The sequence below is a fragment of the Geomonas propionica genome (genome assembly GCF_016458235.1).
GTDB classification, from domain to species: Bacteria; Desulfobacterota; Desulfuromonadia; order Geobacterales; family Geobacteraceae; genus Geomonas; species Geomonas propionica.
The window spans coordinates 1-18,822 of the sequence record NZ_JAEMHK010000009.1 but is presented as its reverse complement, the minus strand read 5'-3'; the positions used below and the strand labels follow the sequence as shown (position 1 = coordinate 18,822).

Sequence of the window (18,822 nt, the reverse complement as noted above, 5' to 3'; positions counted from 1 at the left end):
GCTAGCCAAGGCCGCCACCAGGCTTCCCCGGGGCATGTTCCAGCAGGAAGTCGACAAAGGCGCGATTGGCCAGGGAAAGGTAGGTGTCCTTCTTCCAGGCGATGAGCAGATCGAGGTGCAGCGGAGGATCGAAGGAAACCGCGGCGAGGTCGTTGTCCTCGGTGACCACCATTTTTAGGAAGATCGAAATCCCGGTCCCGTTGCGGACCAGCGATTTGACCAGCGAGAAGAGGTTGGTCTCGAAGATGATCCGGGGCGCGCTGCCGATCCCCTTGAGCGCCTCCAGGAAGAATTCCCTGATGTAATATCCCTCCTTGTAAAAGACCAGCGGCTCGCCGATGAACTCGGCCAGCGTGACGGCCTGACGGCCGGCGAAGGGATGGTCCAGCGGCACGCAGACCACGATCTCCTCGCGGAGGAAACGGCGCACCTCCAAGGTGGCGGGAAAGACTGCGCTTCCCCCGGCCGCCACCACTCCCATGTCCAATTCTCCCTCCCCTATCATCTTCTGGATCCGCCCCGAACCCTCGCCAAGCACCGAGATGCTCAACTGGGGATAGGCCCTCTTGAAATCGCGGAAGATGTCCGGAAAGAAATAGGCGCTGATCATAGGGGTGATGCCGATCCTCACCTCTCCCCTGGTGAGCCCCTTGAGCTCCGCCATCTCCAGCTCGGCGCCGCGCAGGTCGTCCAGGATGCGCTTGGCATGGGCCAGGAAGATCTCCCCCTCCGCGGTGAGGGCGACCTTCTTGTCCTGGCGGCTGAAGAGGACCAAGTCCAGTTCCTCCTCCAGCTTCTTCACCGCCATGCTGACGGCAGGCTGCGCTATACGCAGCGACTCCGCCGCCTTGGTGAAGTTGTTGAGCCGCGCCACCTCCAGAAAATACCGCAACTGCCTGATGTCCATGCCGCCTCCTTTCATAATTAAATACTATCGAAGCGATAAGCATTATATATTTTTCTTATGACACGGCAACGATTATAGTAGCTTCGAAAAGGGCGGGTAACAGCAGGGGAGAATTACGATGGGATCCATCAAGAGCGGCACCAAAAGATACCGGCAGATCAACTGGGCCTTTTTCTTCGCGGGCTTTGTCACCTTTATCACTCTGTACGACGTGCAGCCCCTGTTGCCGGTCTTCACCCGTGAGTTCAGCGTCAGCGCCATGTTCGCGAGCCTCCCCCTTTCGGTCACCTCCTGCGCCCTCGCCATCTCCATGCTTTTCGCCGGCACCATCTCCGAGACTCTGGGAAGAAAGACCGTCATGGTCGCTTCGCTAGTGACCACCTCCATACTGGCCTACCTCACTTCCCAGACCCACAGCCTGGAGCAGCTGGTCGCGGTGCGGTTTCTACAGGGGATCGCGCTGGCAGGCCTTCCGGCCGTCGCTTTGGCCTATCTGAGCGAGGAGATCGCCCCGGCTTCACTCACCTCGGCCATCGGGCTCTACATCAGTGGCAACGCCATCGGCGGCATGACCGGCAGGATCTTCACCGCCACCATGGCGGAAGCGACGTCGTGGCGCACGGCCCTTGCCGTCATCGGTGTGGTCTGCTTCGTGCTGAGCCTGTATTTTGCCAAGAGCCTCCCCCCTTCCGAGAACTTCAAGAAGCGCCCCTTCGTGGCGCGCTACCTGTTCAGTTCCCTGTACCGGCAATTGCAGGACCCGGGGCTCATCTGCCTGTACGGGATCTCCTTCCTGATCATGGGGAGCTTCGTGACGCTGTACAACTACATCACCTTCAGGCTTCTGGGTGCACCGTACCACCTCCCGGCCTCTCTGGTGAGCCTGATCTTCCTGGTCTACATGCTGGGCTCCTTCAGCTCCTCCATGATCGGGGTGCAGGTCGAGCGTTTCGGACGCGGCCGGATGCTGTTTCTCACCATAGCCACCATGGTGGTCGGGGCGCTCTTCACCGTGAGCCGGGACCTGGGCACCATCGTCACCGGGATCGCCATTTTCACCTGCGGTTTCTTCGGCGCCCACACCATCGCCTCCAGCTGGGTCGGCAGCCGCGCCAAGACTGCCCGGGCCCAGGCAGCCTCCCTCTATCTCTTTTTCTACTATCTCGGTTCCAGCGTTTCCGGCACCGTCGGAGGCGTCTTCTGGACCTCGTTCGGCTGGCAGGGTGTGGTGCTCCTGATACTGGGGCTCCTGGGAGCGGGGCTGGTACTTTTGAAGTTCCTCACCAGTTGCGCCGAGGGCGCCTGTCCCGCCCGCAGCGCCGTTGCCAGCCTCGACGTCCTGCGCAGTTAAGCACTCAAGTTCCCGGCGTGCATGCCGATAAATGCCTCAGTAGTCAGGAGGAACGCGCATGCAGGAACTCATTCGAGTAGCGGACGGGGTAGCCATCCCCCTGGAAATGTTAGGCACGTGGGACAAGGTATCTGAGTTGGCGTCGAAGTACGGTCGTGTCTTCGAGGCCGACCTGGCGCGGCTCGGTTTCAACTTGCGTCCCATCTACCATCTGAACAACTACATCGGCGGCCAGGAAGCGATAGCCTTTGGCACAGCGACCTCATCGAGGTTGCAGTTCGTGCTCCGTCCCGACATCTACAAGGCCATGGTAGGGAGCATAGTCCACTAAGCGCGGCGTCGCATGGTAGTGCCCGTGCGGCGCCCAGCCTCCTCAGCCTCCTCAGCCTCCTCAGCCTTCCCAGCTTCACAGCGTGTCCAGCTTATCCCCCCCGCTTCTCGCTCAGCTCGCTCCCCCCAGCCTCTCCCATTCCGCCCAGCCCCTCCTATCCCCCTAGCTCCCATCAACCCACGCTTCCCATCACTCCCACAACTCCCATCATCCCCCAGAAGACAAAAAAGATCCCCAAACCCACAAACCCCGTTTTTATGACTTAGGTCAAGGTTGCTGGCGGCATTAGCCGTTACAGTCACAACATCGAAGCGGCGCACAGGAGCCGACGGCTGCCAGAGGGACCGCTTCGACAGATCAAAGACAAACCAGGAGATTGGATGAAGAGCTTTTTGAAGAACCTTTTCGGTATGACAACCCCAACTCAAACCAATGCTAAGGAGGAAGTGATGGACAACATGTTTTGCTACCAGTGTGAACAAGCCGCCAACGGCGGTTGCTCTAAAGTCGGTGTCTGCGGCAAGAAGCCGGAAGTAGCGGCTCTGCAGGACCTGCTCATCTACAACCTGAAAGGGATCGCCTTCTGGGCCAACCTGGCCCGCGAGAAAGGCGCCAAGGATGCAGCCATCGACCGCTTCATGCTGGACGGCCTCTTCACCACCGTAACCAACGTCGACTTCGACGCCGAAGAAATCGCCAAGCTGGTACGCGATGCGGCCACCCTGCGCAACCAGGCACAGGCACTCTACGAGAAAGCCAACGGCGCCCCCTACACCGGCACCGTACCCGAGGCGGCACAGGCATTCCACGCCGGCACCACCTCCGAACTGGTCGCGTTGGGCGCCAAGCACGGCGTCAAGAGCGAAGAGATCGACGCTGACGTCCACTCCGTCAAGGAAATCCTCATCTACGGCATGAAAGGGTACGCCGCTTACGCCCACCACGCGCTGGTGATCGGCCTCGAAAGCGACGAAGTCTATGCCTTCACCCACAAGGCTCTCGCCGCCACCCTCGACCTCACCCTCGGCCTGATGGACTTCGTCGGCCTCTCCATGGAGTGCGGCAGGATCAACCTGGTCACCATGGAACTCCTCGACAAGGCCAACACCGACAGCTTCGGCCATCCGGTACCGACCCCGGTACAGCTCGGCACCAAGGCAGGCAAGGCGATCCTCGTTTCCGGCCACGACCTGCGCATGCTCGAAGAGCTCCTGAAGCAGACCGAAGGCAAAGGGATCAACATCTACACCCACGGCGAGATGCTCCCCGCCCACGGCTACCCGGGCCTCAAGAAATACGCCCACCTGGCCGGCAACTTTGGCGGCGCATGGCAGGACCAGGCCAAGGAATTCGTCGAGTTCCCCGGCGCCATCATCTTCAACACCAACTGCATCCAGCGCCCTGCCGAGAGCTACAAAGACCGTCTCTTCACCTGGGGCCTGGTTCAGTGGCCGGACGTCAAGAACATCAACGGCTGGGACTTCTCCCCGGTCATCGAGAAGGCGCTATCCCTCCCCGGCTTCGAAGAAGCCCCGGGCAAGGAGATCCTCACCGGCTTCGGGCACAACGCGGTGCTCGGCGTGGCAGACAAGGTCATCGACGCGGTGAAAGCCGGTCAGATCCGTCACTTCTTCCTGATCGGCGGCTGCGACGGCGCCAAAACCGGCCGTAACTACTACACCGAGTTCGCCGAGCAGGTACCGAGCGACTGCGTCATCCTGACCCTGGCCTGCGGCAAGTACCGCTTCAACAAGCTCGACTTCGGCGACATCGGCGGCATCCCGCGCCTGCTCGACATCGGCCAGTGCAACGACGCCTACTCCGCGATCCAGATCGCCGTGGCCCTCGCCGGCGCCTTCAACTGCGGCGTCAACGACCTGCCGCTCTCCTTCATCCTCTCCTGGTACGAGCAGAAGGCGGTGGCGATCCTGCTCACCCTGCTCCACCTGGGCGTGAAGAACATCAAGCTCGGACCGAGCCTGCCGGCCTTCATCACCCCGAACGTGCTGAACTTCCTGGTCGAGAACTTCAACATCGGCCCGATCGGCACCGCCGAAGGCGACCTGAAGCAGATCCTCGGGTAATCGAACAAACTGCAGCATGAACAATAAAGGCGGCCCCGGTAACTACCAGGGCCGCCTTTAGTTTTGCCCTCTTTTTAACGAGCTCCTCCCCCGGAGGGGGGAGGCTGAGTGGGGGGAAACTTCATGCGGATCCCCCTCCCTAGCCCTCCCCCTCCGGGGGAGGGTACTTACTCTTCCTTCTTATCCACGGTCACGCTCTCGCAGATGATCTTCTTGCTGTCCTGCATGTCCGAGTATTTGAAGCCGCCTCCCAACGTGGTCGGCGAGCAGACGTTGTCGGGTGAATTGGCGTTGACCAGGCAGATGGCGCAGGTCACGGTGGGATTGTCGGTCAGTTTTTCCACTTCCTCAACCAACCCTTTGCTGTGCAAAAAGCAGATGTGGTGTTCGTGGTCCCCTGCACAGATACACTTGTCGTTGGCGTCCATCGGGTTCCCCCTGTTGTTTTCTCTTAAGCGCCGTTTCTGAAACCGGCACATCGGGATATGCTACCCCTTCTTGTTTTCCCTGTCATCTCTCAACTTGTCCATGTTTCTCCTGCTACTTCTGCATCGGCTTTTTCTTCTGCTTGAGTGCTTCCTTCAGCCGCTGCTGTGCCTGGGCGATCAACATCTGCTGCGTTCCTTCACCGCTTTCACCCTCCACCGGCTGGCGCTGCAGGTAACTGCCGTCGGCCTGCATGTCCCAGGCGGATCGGCGGTCGGCATCATGGCAATCAAGCACGGCCCGCAGCTCCGCGGTCAGCTCGGGCGCCGCAACCGGACAAAGGACTTCCACGCGCGCCTCGAGGTTGCGCTTCATGGCGTCGGCCGAAGAAATGAAATACTCCTCCGCGCCGTCGTTTCTGAAGTAGTAGATCCGGGCGTGTTCCAGGAAACGGCCGACGATGCTGGCCACCCGGATGTTGTCCGACAGCCCCGGGATGCCGGGGCGGAGCCGGCAGGTGTCACGCACGTACAGGTCGATCTTCACCCCCGCCATGGAGGCGCGGTAGAGCGCCCGGACGATGTCCCCATCCTCAAGCGCATTCATCTTGAACCTGATCAACCCGCCGCCGTTTTGCCGGTGCATCTCGACCTCCCGCTCGATGCGCGTCAGGAGGGCCTTTTTCAAGAGCTTGGGCGCCGGCATCACCGCACGATAATTGCGCTTGGCGGTGAAGCCGGTGGTCAGGTAGTTGAACAGTTCGGTGACGTCCTGGGCGATGGCGTCGTCGCAGGTGATAAGACCTACGTCGCTGTACATACGTGCCGTGTCGGTATGGTAATTCCCGGTGCCGATGTGGACGTAGCGCCTGAGTCCCTGGAAGTCCTGGCGCACCACCAGGATCACCTTGCAATGGGTCTTCAACCCGACCACGCCGTAGGTGACGTGGATCCCAGCCTCTTCCATCACCTCGGCCAGATGGATGTTGGTCGCCTCGTCGAAGCGCGCCTTCAGTTCCACGACCACCGCCACCTGCTTGCCGTTTTGCGCCGCCTGGACCAGCGCGTCGATAATGCGCCCCTGGATGGAGGTGCGGTACAGGGTCATCTTGATGGCGCGGACCTTGGGGTCGTTGGCGGCTTCGCGCAAGAAGCGCTCCACCGAGGTGGAGAAGGAGACGTAAGGGTGCTGCAGCAGCACCGAATCGAGGTCGCGGATGGTATGGAAGATGTTCCGCTCGGCGATTAGCTGCGGGTGGTCGATGGGATGGTGCGGCGGGTCGTGCAGGCGCGGGTAATCCAGCTTCGAGATCTCGAACAGGTCCCGCAGGGCGAGCATCCCGGAAACCTCCAGCACGTCGTTTTCCTCGTCCAGTTCCAGTTCGGCGGCAAGCCGGCCGCGATGGAGGGGCTCCATCCCCTCCCCCACCTCGAGCCGGACGATGGGCGCGAATTTGCGCTCCTTCAACTCCGACTCGATCATGGACATAAGGTCGTCCGCCTCTTCCTCGTCCTTTTCGGTATTGGCGTTGCGGGTGACCCGGAAAATCTCGCAGGAAACAATCAGCATGCCCGGGAAAAGCATGTCCAGGTTGTTCATCATGACCTGCTCGATCGGGATGAAGTGGTCCCCCTTGCCGACCCGGATGAAGCGCGACGTCCCCAGTCCTATCGGCACCTTGACCCGCGCCAGGGTGTGCTCGCGCGATTTCGGGTAACGCAGCGTCACCAGGAGGTTTAGTGACAGGTTGGAGATGAACGGGAAAGGATGGGCCGGATCGATAGACTGTGGCGTCAGCAGCGGATAGATGTTGCTGTAGTAGTACTCGCGCAACAGCTTTTTCTCTTTGGGCGAAAGGGTGTCATAGCTTTCGATGACGATGCCCTTCCCCTCCAGGAGTTCCCTCACCTCGCGGAAAGCTTCCCTCTTGGCGGCCTCGATCTCCCGAACCGAGGCGTTGCATTCGATCACCTGCTGGCGCGGCGTTCGGCCATCCGGGGTCAGCTCGTGCAGGCCGGCACCGATCTGCTGCTTCAGGCCGCCGATCCTTTTCATCGCGAATTCGTCGAGATTGGAACTGACGATAGCGATGAACTTGAGCCGCTCCAGCAAAGGGGTTCGCTCGTCCGTCGCCTCGTGCAGGACCCGGCGGTTGAACTCGAGCCAGGTCAACTCGCGGTTCAAGTACCAGCGGCTCTCGCCCAGATCGAACTCCGGGTGCTCCACGCCGGCGGGACCGCCCGGTTTGGCAGGCTGCTTCGCCCCCGGCTTGACCGCCTTGGCGGCCTTGGGCTTGGCGCTCTTTGCCTTGGCTGCCTTCGCAGCGGCGGCCTTAGGCTTGGCGGCTTTAGGCTTGGCAATGTTGGCCTTGGCCGTCTTGGCTTCAGCATTCTTGGGGGCAGCAGCTTTGGCAGCTTTAGTCGCTTTGGCGGGTTTGACAGCCTTGCCGTCTTTGCTTGCCTTACCTGTTTTGACAGCCTTGGGAGCTTTCACGGCCTTGGCCCCTTTGCTGGTCTTGGATTTGCCCGCCTGGCCCTCTTTTTCTTGCTGCAGCGCCTGCTGCTGCACGACTTCGGGCCGCTGCGGGGCGCTGGCAGCGTCAGAGGCAGTGATCACCGTCATATTACCGTCAATGAAATGAGGGTTGCTCTCTAAGGGATCACCTGATGACTCAGGGCCCTGAAGCGGGTACATCTGCGGGATCTCGAGCACACTCTGAACGGCTTGCTCTTGATCATTTATGAGGTGGAAGACATCGTCTTCTTGCTCTGTTTTCTGAGGTGCGACAGGCTTGGTCTCCATGACCTTACTCTCCGGATCTGTAGGATAGTAATATTATTTCATTATTATCTGACTTAGGCAACTGGCGCACTTGTTTTGCCTGGCACGGACAAAGAAAAGGCCCCCGCCGGTCCTGTTTACTGTCACCGGTTCGGGGGCCTTTCCCTGTTGCTGTTGCCGATGCCGCTTCTTTATTCCACAGGCGGAATTTTTCGCGCCCGCGCCGCCCTCTTTCTCAAGATCCTCATAACCTCAGTTGAGCTGAACTCTCTCTCCTTCTGCTTGCGCCGCTCTACGATGACCACCACCGGTGCTCTCTCTTCCTTGCCATCCCTTTCACCCATGGTCCACCTCCAGCTGCGGCGGCATCCACGCCGCAGCATCCGGTTAATGACGAATATTTTATCTTCATTGCCCCTCCTCGCCACCCCCCGAGCAAATTTGCTAATCCCGTCCCCCCTTCTATAATCCTTAAGTTCCAATCACACCGCCCCCCAAGGAAGCCGATGAAGATACTCCTTTTGGCGATGCCGGACGCCGCCAACAACTTCCATCGCATCATCAAGGTACCCAACCTGGGGCTCTGCTCGATCGCCGCCCACCTCACGCTGCACGAGGTGAAGGTAGTGGACCTGGTGCTGGTGCACCGCGACATAGAGCCCTGGCTGCAGCGCTTCCTGCGCGAGTTTCAGCCGGAGGTAGTGGGCATCAGCAGCATGAGCTTCCAATACGAAAGCGCCCTCAAGGTAATGTACATCTGCCGCGCCTGCCTCCCCCGGACCAAGCTGGTGCTGGGCGGCTACCACGCCACGCTCGCCTTCGGGGAACTGACCGCTGAGTCGCCTCCCTTCGATTTTCTGGTGCGCGGCGAGGGAGAACACGCTTTTCCGGCACTCTTGGAGGCGCTGGACGGGCAACGCTCCTTCTTCGATGTCCCCGGCTTATCCTGGCCACACCATGGCACTTTCATTCACAATCCCCCCGCAGCCTTGCTCGATCTCGCCCAGCTCCCGCTACCGGCCCGCGACGCGCGCGTCCTCGACGGCTTCACCTATTTCGACCGCAAGCTCGACTGCGTGGAGACCTCGCGCGGCTGCACCATGACCTGCACCTTCTGCTCGATCACCGGGATGTACGGAACCAGCTTCCGCTGCCACCAAGTCGATCGGGTCATCAAAGACCTGAAGGCGCTGCAACAAAGGGGAACCCGGACCGTGCTGCTGGTGGATGACAATATCACCCTGGACAGCCGCCGCTTCACTAGCCTCGCCCGGGCCATCGTGGAGCACGGGCTGAACAGCATGGAGTACCTGGTGCAGGCTTCGGTTGCCGGCATCGTGGCCGATCCGGAGCTGATACCGGCACTGGCCCAGGCCAACTTTGCCATGGTGTTCCTGGGCATCGAGTCGGTGCTCCCTCAAAACCTGGCTCTTTTTCAGAAGGGGGACATCCGCGAGAAAACGGAACGGGCGGTGGGCTTGCTGCGGCAGCACGGCATCGGCGTCATGGGGGGATTCATCATCGGCAATCCGGACGACGGCCCGGAGGAGATCCGGGAGGTGTTCCGCGCCTCGCGCCGGCTGGGCATCGACCTCCCCTACGTGCAGTGCGTCACCCCGTATCCCGGCACCAGGATCAGGGAGGAACTTTTACAGGCGGGCCTAGTGACCAATCCCGACCGACTGAGCAGGTACACCGGGTTCATGTGCAATGTGAGGACGAAACGCCTGACGGTAGGGCAGTTGAACCGGATCATGAACTGGGAGAACCTGAAGGCGTTTCTGAGCCCTTCCATGTTCGTCGGCAACTACTTCGTCAAGAAGCGCGAGAAGGGCGGCTTGAAAGTGCTCTTGAACAACCTGGATCTGGTCAGGGGCTTTTTCACCGGCGACCAATTCCGCTCACGGCACAGGTTTTAACTGCGGTTCTACGTTCTATGTTCTACGTTCTACGTTCTACGTTAGAGTCCCCGGCAGTCCGCAGTCCGCAGCCCTAGCCTCTTTCTTACACCTTCCTCAAAAGACACGCATGCGCCGATAGGCCGGCGCCGTATGCGAGGAGGACGCACCACTGGCCGGATGGCATCCCCTCCTGCAGCATCTCGTCCAGCACAAACCACACGGTCGGTGAGGACATATTGCCGTATTGCGACAGGACGCGCCGTGTCGCCCGGAGCAGCTCCTCCGGTATGCCCACTTGGTCCCGAACCGCGTTGATCACCTTCTCGCCACCGGTGTGCAGCGCCCAGCCTCCGATCTCGTCCTTACTGACCGGCGACATCGCCAGCAGATCGTCCACCACGTCGGCGGCGGCCTTACCGACCAGTTTGGGGAGGTCGGTCGACAACTGGTTGTGCAGCTGCCCCCCCTTGTGCACGAAGCGAATCGCCTCCCGCTGCTCCGGCACATGGCGCCCGGCGGAACTGTGCAACTCGAAGCCGGACGGCTTTTCCCACAGCACCGCGGCGGCAGCACCGTCGCCAAAGAGCGCGTTGGAGAGGATCAGGCTCAGGTCGTTGCCCATCTGGAACGCAGCGCTGCAGATCTCCACCGCCACGCTCACCACCACCCCGCCCGTCATCCTCAGCATCGATTCGGCCACCTGGAGATTGGGAATGGCGCCGCCGCAGCCGCTGCCGACCAGGTCGTACAGCCTGGCACGGGGGGAGAGCCCCAAACGCTGCGCCAGGTAAGTCGAGATGCCGGGGCAGATGTATCCGGTGCAGGTATTGACCACCAGCCCGTTCACTTCCTGAACGGACAACCCAACCTTTTCCAGCGCCTGGGTTACCGCCTGGGCTGCCAGGTTCACCGACTCCCGCGTGAAGCGCTCCACCCTCTCGTCCTGGCTTTCGTTGAAGATGCGGGCGGGATGATCCACCGCGAAATGCCGCTTCTCGATGCTCGGATGCTCGAAGGTGGCCCGGATCAGCCCCACGCTTCTAGGTGTCAGCGTTTCCTTGAAATGATCTCGAACCAGGTCCGCAGCGAATCTCTGGCACGCGCTGAAGCGCGGCACAGCGGATGCTATCGATGCGACGTAGGCTTTTGCTCCTGGTGGCTGTCCCCCGGTAACGGCTTCGTTCCTCATTCTCCCCTCCTCCCTGCCATACCCCACAGTGCGCCGGAATACATATCATCGAAAGCTTCCTGGTAGAGCTGCAGCATCTCCCGCCGGTACCCTTCATCCACCCGCACGGCCTGCCTGGTCCAGTGCTCACAGTAGCCGCACCGCGAGCAATCGCTGTTTCGGCAATCAATCTCCCTCATGCCGTCCAGGAAACCGTCCAAAAAACTGTTGTCGATGAAAACCGGATCCCACTCAAGCCCCGCCACCAGGCCGCGCTTCTCGGCCAGCCGCTTCAGGCGAAGCAGGCCCGTCTGCCTCACCGCCATCGGCCGGAAGAAGAACTTGGCGAACCGCCTGATATCCAACAGGGCGCCTCCCCTCGGCGAGGATTTCTTGTAACCGTAGGGCTGGATCAGGTCCAACAGGTTGCCGTCGAAGCGCCCCTCGGCATAGGCCCGGACCCGGCGCGCCAGCACCGCGGTCGGCGCCCCGCGCTCCAGGATCTTGAAGGAGTCGAAGCCGAGGTCGGTATATGCCTTGAGGTCCTCGGGCCTGATGAACTCGGAGCGCAGGTAGTGCGACGGCTCAGCGAGTTTCAGGGCGGAACATCTGAGCGCGCAGTAGTCGATCATGAAGCCGCGGCTCGCGTGCCCCCGCTGCGAGGCGTGGGATAGGTTCACCATGTGCTGGCCCGACAGCGGACAGAAGATGAGGCAGTTGGAGTTGGCGATCAGCTGCAGTTCCAGTCCGACCGCCTGCCGGATCGAGCGCAGCATGGTGAAGTCACGGTTGATAGCGATCGATTCCAAGGTGATGCAATCCGCCCCGAGTTCCTCCCAGAACTTCGCCTTCGCCACGCAGTCCACACGGGCGTACACGCCGACGCGCACCTTGAGGCGCGGATGCCGCTTCTTGATGATGGGGAGCAGAAGGGGAAGGGAAACCGTGACCGAGGTAACGCCGCACTCCTCCACAAAACAGAGCAGACGCTCCAGTTCCGCCTGCCCTTTGCGGACGAACTCCCGGTTGTCCATGCAAGCGGGGTTCAACAGGTAGTTGAAGCCGATGCCGCGGCGCGCCGCGTCCTGCACGTGCGCACGAAACCGCGCCTTACTCAGGGGCGCCAGCATAAATGAGGCCCGGCCGCCCCCGATGCTGTCGGAAGGGAGCTTGCCGAACAGCTCGGCGACCGGGTACCCTTCCAGGGCCGGCAGGAGGTCTGCTTCGAAATTGGTAGCGACCGAAAACTTCATGCCCCCTCCCCGGAAACCACCAGCAGCCAAAACGGCTCGCGGTGAACCTCCACCGACCTCGCTCCCGCCTTCACCGCACATTGCCGAAGTTCGTCATCGGTAAAGGCCTTGAGGACGGAGAGAGGGCCGTCGTATCGAGTCATCCGGTTGCTGGTGAAGATCCTGGTGAGTAGGTAGATGAGGACGTAGGCGATCCAACTCCTGCGCAGGTCCATGACGATGAAGCCGCGGCGCGCCACCCGAAGCATCTCCTGCATCGCCTTGACCGCTTCTGGCTCCTTCAGGTGATGCAGGGTCTTGCTGCAAAGGACGACGTCGAAGCTATGGTCCCGGAAAGGGAGCTGCAGGGCGTCCGCCACCAGCAGCTTGATCTCGGGGTATTCGGAAGTGTAATCGTGCGCGATCTCGATGATCCTGCTGTTGAGGTCGACGCCGGTCACCTGGATGTCGATCCCGTGTTTTCTGGCCCACTCCACGATGGCGACAGGCAGGTCGGCCGAACCGGTCGCGACATCGAGCATGGAAATCTGCCGCTGCCCCTGTATCTTTCGGGACAGGTACTTGAACAGCGCCCGGGTGTCACCCAAGTAACGGTTCACCGTCCTCAGGTCGGCCAAGCTCCCGGCCAATTCCTCCTGGGTGCACACCTCGGGAGGAAGGTCGAGAAACTCAAGGGCTGTTCTCTTGCGGGGGATCAGAGACATAGGGCTGACAAACCTCCACGTTCTATTGCCGCCGTTCCGGGATACCGCACGGCCCTCGCCACCCGAGCACCCCTTTGGCATATCCGGCGTAGCGCCAGAAAGGAGTAGGCAGACCAACGGCGGTGCCAATGCGGCGCAGGGTGTTCAGCACTGGAGCCTCGGTATCGGTTAGGTGGATGCAGCGACCGTGGCGCACCCCCTGGTCCAGGAGGGACCGGGCCCGTTCCGGAGTGAGCTTGGGGGAGAAATAGAAGGAGGGCATCAGCAGGTCGTCATCTGCCTGCACCGTCCCCTCCCGCACGGCGAGCCGATGCAGCCCCGTCCCCGGGTAGATGCGTATCCCGGTGGTGATGAAGGCGGCGTCCTTGCTGCCGACATGGCGATTCAGAAAGGCCACCGTCCGCCCCAGCGTCTCCTCGTCCTCCTGGGGCGCGCCGAGAAGGAAGCACCAGAGCGCCCGCAGTCGGGAACGCCCCAAAAGCTCCGCGGCCCGGTGCACCTCGTCCTCGTCGAACCCCTTCTGCAACGCTGCCAGGGTGGCTCCGGCCGCGCTTTCCGGGGTGATCACGAGCGAGGTCATGCCGGCCCGCTCCATGAGCCGCAGCTGCCCCTCCGTCAATCCTTTCGGTGAGAGCGAGGAGGCGCAGAAGCGGGCCTTCACCCCGCGCCTCAGCACCTCTTCCAGCAGCAACTCCAGGTACCCCTCAGGCTCGTTGAAGATGCTGTCCACGAACTCGAATTCCCGCGCCGGGGTGTGACGCATCATCTCGGCAATCTCGTCCACCACCGCAACCGGATCCCTCACGCGCCAGGAGGATCCTTCTATAATGCGATAGGTGCAGTAAAGGCAGCGCTGGGCACAGCCCCGCTTGCCTTGTACCGGGAGCACCGGCTCCCGGGCCAGGTATCTTCCGACATCCACCCAGCCATGCAGGCGCGGCATCACGATGTCCCCGGCGGCTACCGGGGTCGTATCGTTTTCCTGCCGGAGTGCTCCCTTCCTGCACACCACCCCCGCCACGTGTCCGGCGGCGTCTGCATCCGGGGCGCTGAAAAACTGAACCGCCGCCCGCTCCCCCTCCCCCACCACGGCGAAGTCGAGTTCCAGATACTCCAGGACCTGGTGCGGCAGGATGCTGACCCCGGCTCCCCCGATCAGGATCCGGGCCTCGGAATGCGCCTTGATCAAGCGCACCACTTCCCGTAGCTCACGGAGGTACGACTTCGGCGCGAGGAGGTTGCAGTTGTCAAGATTCCTGACGGAAAGGGCGATGCCGTCGGGGGCGAACCCGGCAAGGGCATCGGCGACCGCGGCGACCGGGTCCGGCAGGAAACAAAGGTCCAGGAACCGGACCTGGAACCCCGCCAGCTGTAGCGCTTCGGTCACCCAGGCAGCCCCAAGCGGCACCACCGGCTGAGGCGCCGTTTCCCGGTTGGTGCTTATCATGAGGATACGTGACTGCACCTGATTGTCCTCCCGGGAATGTACTTTGCGGTACCGTGACGACAGAAAAAAGGTATTGAACGCCGTAAGGGCCGGTAGTACAATGGTTCTTATGGAGGGAAGCAAAGACCAACGAACCTTGACAACCACATAGATACAACTCCGAGATGCATGAAGCGGCATCCGGAGTTGGTAACTGACGTCCGGTAGGCCAAGCCGAAAGGCTCTTATATCTCGTCTGTTATGGCATAAAAAGACCAGACAAGGATGGAATCCCGAACAAACTTCCCAGCAACAACCCCATCCCTACGGACTGAGGAGGTTCCACTGAACGTCAGTTATTTTTTCGGAAAAAGCTCGATGATCCACATCATCGGGCTTTTTTTATGCCTGGCGTTATCCGCTGCACCTTTCTTTGAGCCGCGTTTGAGTCGCGCAGTCGGCCAGCGCCGTCGTGCCAGGTACAGCAGCGCCTGTACAATTAATAGAGTTTCCCAATAGTAGCAGACTTCGCAAATTTTGCTGCTGCCTGTCACGATTCCTTCCGCTTTCTGTTAAACTACCCGACATGGACTTGGTCGACCTTCCCCTGCACCAGTGCCGTCTTTCCGAACGGGAGATCCTGGCGTACCGCCGTTACGGCAGCGGCCCCGTCGAGGCCATTCTCGTGCACGGTCTTGCCGCACGGTCCGAAACGTGGTCCGACTTGGTGCTTTTGTTCCCCCCCGAACGCTACACCCTCTACCTCCTCGACCTTCTCGGCTCCGGGGCATCGTCGAAGCCGAAACTGGCCGACTATTCCATCCGCGGCCACAGCGCGAGGCTGCTGGACTTCCTCTATCAGACGGGATTGCAGCGGGTAACCCTGGTCGGCCATTCGCTCGGCGGGGCAGTGGTGCTGCTTACCGCGGTGGAAGCGATGCTGCGCAAGACGGACGACCTGCTGGCGGCGATAGTGATCATGGCCGGCCCGGGCTACATCCAGCGGCTTCCGCTCATGGCGGAAATCTTTGCGAACCGCTTGGCGGCGGCCTTGTTTATCGCCCTTTACGCTCCGGACATTTGGGTCAAGGCCGGGCTCAAGATGGCCTACTACGACCAGAAACTCGTCGACCGGGAGCATATCGCCAGGTACGCCCCCTGCTACCGCGACCGGGAGGCGAAACGCGCCCTGGTGGCAACGTGCCGCAGCTTGGTCCCGCTGGACCAGGAAAAGATTGCCGCCCGCTATCGGGACCTGCGCCTGCCGGTACTGTTGCTCTGGGGAAGTCACGACCAGATCGTGCCGCTATCACAGGGAACCCGGTTGCAGGAGGCTATTGTCGGGGCAAAACTTCAGGTGCTGGAGGAATGCGGCCATAACCCGCAAGAGGAAAAGCCGGCGCAAACTTTCACGATCCTGCACAGTTTCATATCACAGGTCACGGAATCTATTGGTTGAGCGCAAAGAGGTCATTGATCTTGGACAGATGAGGTGATATCTTTTGTGTGTTCTGTGACTATTACATTCATTAAGGAGATGGAGCAATGAGAGCACGCTTGATCGCAAGAATTATCGTTGGTATGACAGCCGTTGCCTTGTTAGCAACCGGCTGCGCCACCAATCCTGACGGAAGCTACGAGTACAAGAGAACCGGACTGGGTGCATTAGGCGGCGCTGTGCTCGGCGCAGGTGCCGGTGCGCTCATCGGAGGGAAATCGCATCGTGGCCGCAACGCAGCTATCGGCGGTCTCACCGGGGCTGTGGTCGGCGGCGGCGTCGGCAACTACATGGATCGCCAGGCGGCGGCCCTCAAGAAGGAGATGCCGCAAGCCGAGGTCGTGCGCGACGGCGACAAAGTCTATGTGGCGCTTCCCTCCGGCATCCTGTTCGACCTGGGCAAGGATACCCTGAAGCCTGAGGCGAAGGACGCACTCAGCAAGGCGGTCCCGACCCTGCGCGACTCCCAGACCACCATCGTCATCGAGGGACACACTGACTCCAGCGGCTCCGATGCGGTCAACCAGCCCTTGAGCGAGCGGCGTGCCGGCCGGGTACGCGATTTCCTCGTCTCGCAGGGCGTGCCGGCATCCAAGATGGCGGCAGTCGGCTACGGCTCCACCCGCCCCGCGGTCCCCAACGATTCCGACGCCAACCGGGCCTTGAACCGCCGCGTCCAGATCGAACTCTCCCCGAACGAGAAACTCAAAGCCCAGGGAACCGGCGGAAGCGGCAACAACTGATCCACCTGAGATACCATCCAACACAAAAGCGGGGCGCCTGTAAAGACGCCCCGCTTTCTTTTCCCACTACCGCTTCCAACCGCGCTACTTCACGAACGTCCCTTTCTGGTACTCCTCGAACGCCACCTGCAGTTCCTCCTGGGTATTCATCACGATGGGGCCGTACCACGCCACCGGTTCCCCGATGGGTTTGCCCGAGATGAGCAGGAAACGCACCGGTTTCCCCTGGGTGGTGATCGAGACGAGGTCGCCATCTTCGAACAGGATCAGGTTCTCTGCTCCGCATTCGCAATGGCGCTCCAAGTCGAAGTAATTCGTGCCCACCACTTCGTGTTCATAGGCGTTGCGTTCATGGTCGAAGTACGCCTCGCCGTCAATGACGTAAGCCAGGACGGTGTAACCCCGCTTAATGGCGTGGGTGAAGGTGGCCCCTTCCGGCATGGTGACGTCGAGGTACTCCGGATCGGCCACCACGTCCCGCACCGGCCCCTGGACACCGCCCGCCGTGCCGGCGATGACCTTCACCTTGATCCCGTTCATGGTCACCTCCGGGATCTCCTCGGCCAGGATACCGCGGTAGCGTGGCGTCATCATCTTGTGGGAGGCGGGAAGGTTGGCCCAGAGCTGGAATCCCCACATGAGCCCCTCGTCGTCCCCCAGCGGCATCTCCTGGTGAATGATGCCACTGCCGGCGGTCATCCACTGCAAGTCGCCCGGACCGATCACCCCCTTGTTCCCCATGCTGTCGCCGTGTTCGACCCGGCCGTGCAGCACGTACGTGATGGTCTCGATGCCGCGGTGGGGGTGCCAGGGGAAACCTTTCAGGTAGTGGGGCGGGTAATTGGAGTGAAAGTCGTCCATGAGCAGGAACGGATCGAACAGGGGTACCTCGTGGTTTCCGAAGGCACGTTTCAGGTGCACGCCGGCCCCCTCGATGGTTGGCTTGCTTTTCCAGACCTTTTTTATCTTGCGCAAAGCGTCCATAACGTCTCCTTTCCCCTCACTGTAGAACGGGATCGCACACTTTACCGACCTTATCGCGGGGTGAGCAGTCGCAACAGGGCCTCGGCTGCCGGTGCCGAGGATGCAGGATTTTGCCCCGTCACCAACTTGCCATCAACCTCGACGTAGGGGGCCCAGTTGTCACCGTGTCTGAATTGCGCACCCCGCTCCTTCAACCGGTCCTCGAGCAGGAACGGGACCACGTCGGTCAGCCCCACAGCTTCCTCCTCTGCGTTGGTGAACCCGGTGACACGCTTACCCCTGACTAGGAAGTCATCATCCTTTCCCCTCACGTCTCCCAGCGCCGCCGGTGCGTGGCACACCGCGCCGATCGGCTTGTCGGCCTTGGCGAAGGCGGCAACCAAGGCTATGGCATCGGGGTCGGCGGCCAGATCCCAGAGGGGGCCGTGGCCTCCCGGCAAGAAGATGGCGTCGTAGTCATTTACCGACACCTCCCGCAGCCGAATGGAATGCGCGAGGTCATCCTGGGCCGCCTGGTCCGCCTTGAAGCGATGGGTCGCTTCCGTCTCGCTGTCAGGCAGGTTGCTTTTCGGGTCCACCGGCGGCATCCCCCCTTTAGGTGACGCTATGGTGACTTTGGCTCCGGCGTCCCGGAACACGTAATAAGGGGCGGCGAATTCTTCCAACCAGAAACCCGTCTTCTCCCCGGTTTCCCCTAGTTTGTCATGGGAGGTTACTACCATCAGAACTTTCATGGCTGACTCCTTTGCCTCAGCTAGCACAGTATGGTTGGTGCGAAGATCGGACTCGCACCTGTATGTGTGTACAACATTCGCGGGGATTATCAACCAGGACATGCGGGTGGGGGCCGCCTCCGGTGGGGGCTCCTCAAGGGGGGACGGGGTGAGAATACGGCCGCAGCCAGTAGGGTTGGAGGGTGACCGCACATAACCGGGGGCTGGACGCGAAAAAGCCCCGTCTGTAATCAGACGGGGCTTTTTCAATTAAATTCCCTGCGGCGACCTACTCTCCCACATCGTTACCAATGCAGTACCATCGGCCCTGAGAGGCTTAACTTCCGTGTTCGGGATGGGAACGGGTGTGACCCTCTCGGCATTGCCACAGAGAAACTCTTAGCTTGGACTTTCGCCCGCGCAATTTATTTCTCACAATCGCATCATCATGAATGTAGGTTTGCAGCATAAGCAGTTATGATCGGGGGGTGGAGAACCACCCCCCTCTCTAAGAATTTTTTATGGTCAAGCCTCACGGCCGATTAGTACCGG

The 18,822-nt window shown here is 61.0% G+C and carries 17 protein-coding genes and 1 rRNA gene; 6 read left to right on the top strand and 12 right to left on the bottom strand.

The window, feature by feature from the left end; translation table 11 throughout:
* Nucleotide 1: 1 nt before the first annotated feature.
* Nucleotides 2–907: a LysR family transcriptional regulator gene (locus JFN90_RS12660; RefSeq protein WP_199395484.1), complete on the bottom strand. Its 906-nt coding sequence runs from the start codon at nt 905–907 to the stop codon at nt 2–4.
* Nucleotides 908–1,025: 118 nt separating this feature from the next.
* Here JFN90_RS12660 and JFN90_RS12655 point away from each other — a divergent pair, with 118 nt between their 5' ends.
* The 3 genes from JFN90_RS12655 to hcp all read left to right on the top strand — a co-directional run bounded on the left by JFN90_RS12655 (nt 1,026) and on the right by hcp (nt 4,673).
* A complete protein-coding gene (locus tag JFN90_RS12655; protein ID WP_199395483.1) occupies nt 1,026–2,258 on the top strand; it encodes an MFS transporter in 1,233 nt (410 codons plus the stop codon).
* A 58-nt stretch (nt 2,259–2,316) separates the two neighbouring features.
* Nucleotides 2,317–2,589 carry a hypothetical protein gene (locus JFN90_RS12650; RefSeq protein ID WP_199395482.1) on the top strand — a complete coding sequence of 91 codons (273 nt, stop codon included), beginning with the start codon at nt 2,317–2,319 and terminating at the stop codon, nt 2,587–2,589.
* 449 nt (nt 2,590–3,038) lie between these two features.
* Nucleotides 3,039–4,673 carry a hydroxylamine reductase gene (gene hcp, locus JFN90_RS12645; RefSeq protein WP_328755647.1) on the top strand — a complete coding sequence of 545 codons (1,635 nt, stop codon included), beginning with the start codon at nt 3,039–3,041 and terminating at the stop codon, nt 4,671–4,673.
* Between the two features lie 167 nt (nt 4,674–4,840).
* On the opposite strand, the gene JFN90_RS12640 is transcribed toward hcp, so the two are convergent.
* The 3 genes from JFN90_RS12640 to JFN90_RS12630 form a co-directional block, all read right to left on the bottom strand.
* Complete coding sequence (locus tag JFN90_RS12640; RefSeq protein WP_199395481.1) at nt 4,841–5,101, bottom strand: hypothetical protein; 261 nt, start codon at nt 5,099–5,101, stop codon at nt 4,841–4,843.
* A 112-nt stretch (nt 5,102–5,213) separates the two neighbouring features.
* Nucleotides 5,214–7,901: a polyphosphate kinase 1 gene (gene ppk1, locus JFN90_RS12635; protein ID WP_236018988.1), complete on the bottom strand. Its 2,688-nt coding sequence runs from the start codon at nt 7,899–7,901 to the stop codon at nt 5,214–5,216.
* A gap of 170 nt (nt 7,902–8,071) precedes the next feature.
* The gene (locus JFN90_RS12630; RefSeq protein WP_199395480.1) at nt 8,072–8,224 is read right to left on the bottom strand and encodes a hypothetical protein; all 153 of its coding nucleotides are present in this window, start codon (nt 8,222–8,224) and stop codon (nt 8,072–8,074) included.
* 162 nt (nt 8,225–8,386) lie between these two features.
* Between JFN90_RS12630 and JFN90_RS12625 the strand changes: the two genes are divergently transcribed.
* Nucleotides 8,387–9,799: a B12-binding domain-containing radical SAM protein gene (locus JFN90_RS12625; protein ID WP_199395479.1), complete on the top strand. Its 1,413-nt coding sequence runs from the start codon at nt 8,387–8,389 to the stop codon at nt 9,797–9,799.
* Nucleotides 9,800–9,884: 85 nt separating this feature from the next.
* On the opposite strand, the gene JFN90_RS12620 is transcribed toward JFN90_RS12625, so the two are convergent.
* The 5 genes from JFN90_RS12620 to JFN90_RS12600 form a co-directional block, all read right to left on the bottom strand.
* The gene (locus JFN90_RS12620; RefSeq protein ID WP_199395478.1) at nt 9,885–10,970 is read right to left on the bottom strand and encodes a type III polyketide synthase; all 1,086 of its coding nucleotides are present in this window, start codon (nt 10,968–10,970) and stop codon (nt 9,885–9,887) included.
* Nucleotides 10,967–12,202, bottom strand: coding sequence for a U32 family peptidase (locus JFN90_RS12615; protein ID WP_199395477.1), 1,236 nt, complete (start codon nt 12,200–12,202; stop codon nt 10,967–10,969). The genes JFN90_RS12620 and JFN90_RS12615 overlap by 4 nt, the downstream gene beginning before the upstream one ends.
* A complete protein-coding gene (locus JFN90_RS12610; protein WP_199395476.1) occupies nt 12,199–12,906 on the bottom strand; it encodes a methyltransferase domain-containing protein in 708 nt (235 codons plus the stop codon). Before JFN90_RS12610 ends, JFN90_RS12615 begins: the two co-directional genes overlap by 4 nt.
* Nucleotides 12,907–12,928: 22 nt before the next feature.
* A complete protein-coding gene (locus tag JFN90_RS12605) occupies nt 12,929–14,371 on the bottom strand; it encodes a B12-binding domain-containing radical SAM protein (RefSeq protein WP_328755646.1) in 1,443 nt (480 codons plus the stop codon).
* Between the two features lie 317 nt (nt 14,372–14,688).
* The gene (locus JFN90_RS12600) at nt 14,689–14,886 is read right to left on the bottom strand and encodes a hypothetical protein (protein ID WP_199395475.1); all 198 of its coding nucleotides are present in this window, start codon (nt 14,884–14,886) and stop codon (nt 14,689–14,691) included.
* A gap of 32 nt (nt 14,887–14,918) precedes the next feature.
* Between JFN90_RS12600 and JFN90_RS12595 the strand changes: the two genes are divergently transcribed.
* Both JFN90_RS12595 and JFN90_RS12590 read left to right on the top strand, forming a co-directional pair.
* Nucleotides 14,919–15,791 carry an alpha/beta fold hydrolase gene (locus JFN90_RS12595; RefSeq protein WP_199395474.1) on the top strand — a complete coding sequence of 291 codons (873 nt, stop codon included), beginning with the start codon at nt 14,919–14,921 and terminating at the stop codon, nt 15,789–15,791.
* An 86-nt stretch (nt 15,792–15,877) separates the two neighbouring features.
* Nucleotides 15,878–16,573: an OmpA family protein gene (locus tag JFN90_RS12590; protein WP_199395473.1), complete on the top strand. Its 696-nt coding sequence runs from the start codon at nt 15,878–15,880 to the stop codon at nt 16,571–16,573.
* A gap of 84 nt (nt 16,574–16,657) precedes the next feature.
* Here JFN90_RS12590 and JFN90_RS12585 read toward each other — a convergent pair whose 3' ends face one another.
* The 3 genes from JFN90_RS12585 to rrf all read right to left on the bottom strand — a co-directional run bounded on the left by JFN90_RS12585 (nt 16,658) and on the right by rrf (nt 18,663).
* Complete coding sequence (locus JFN90_RS12585) at nt 16,658–17,557, bottom strand: pirin family protein (RefSeq protein ID WP_199395472.1); 900 nt, start codon at nt 17,555–17,557, stop codon at nt 16,658–16,660.
* Nucleotides 17,558–17,607: 50 nt separating this feature from the next.
* The gene (locus JFN90_RS12580; protein ID WP_199395471.1) at nt 17,608–18,291 is read right to left on the bottom strand and encodes a type 1 glutamine amidotransferase domain-containing protein; all 684 of its coding nucleotides are present in this window, start codon (nt 18,289–18,291) and stop codon (nt 17,608–17,610) included.
* A 255-nt stretch (nt 18,292–18,546) separates the two neighbouring features.
* A 5S ribosomal RNA gene (rrf, locus tag JFN90_RS12575) occupies nt 18,547–18,663 on the bottom strand.
* Nucleotides 18,664–18,822 lie beyond the last annotated feature (159 nt).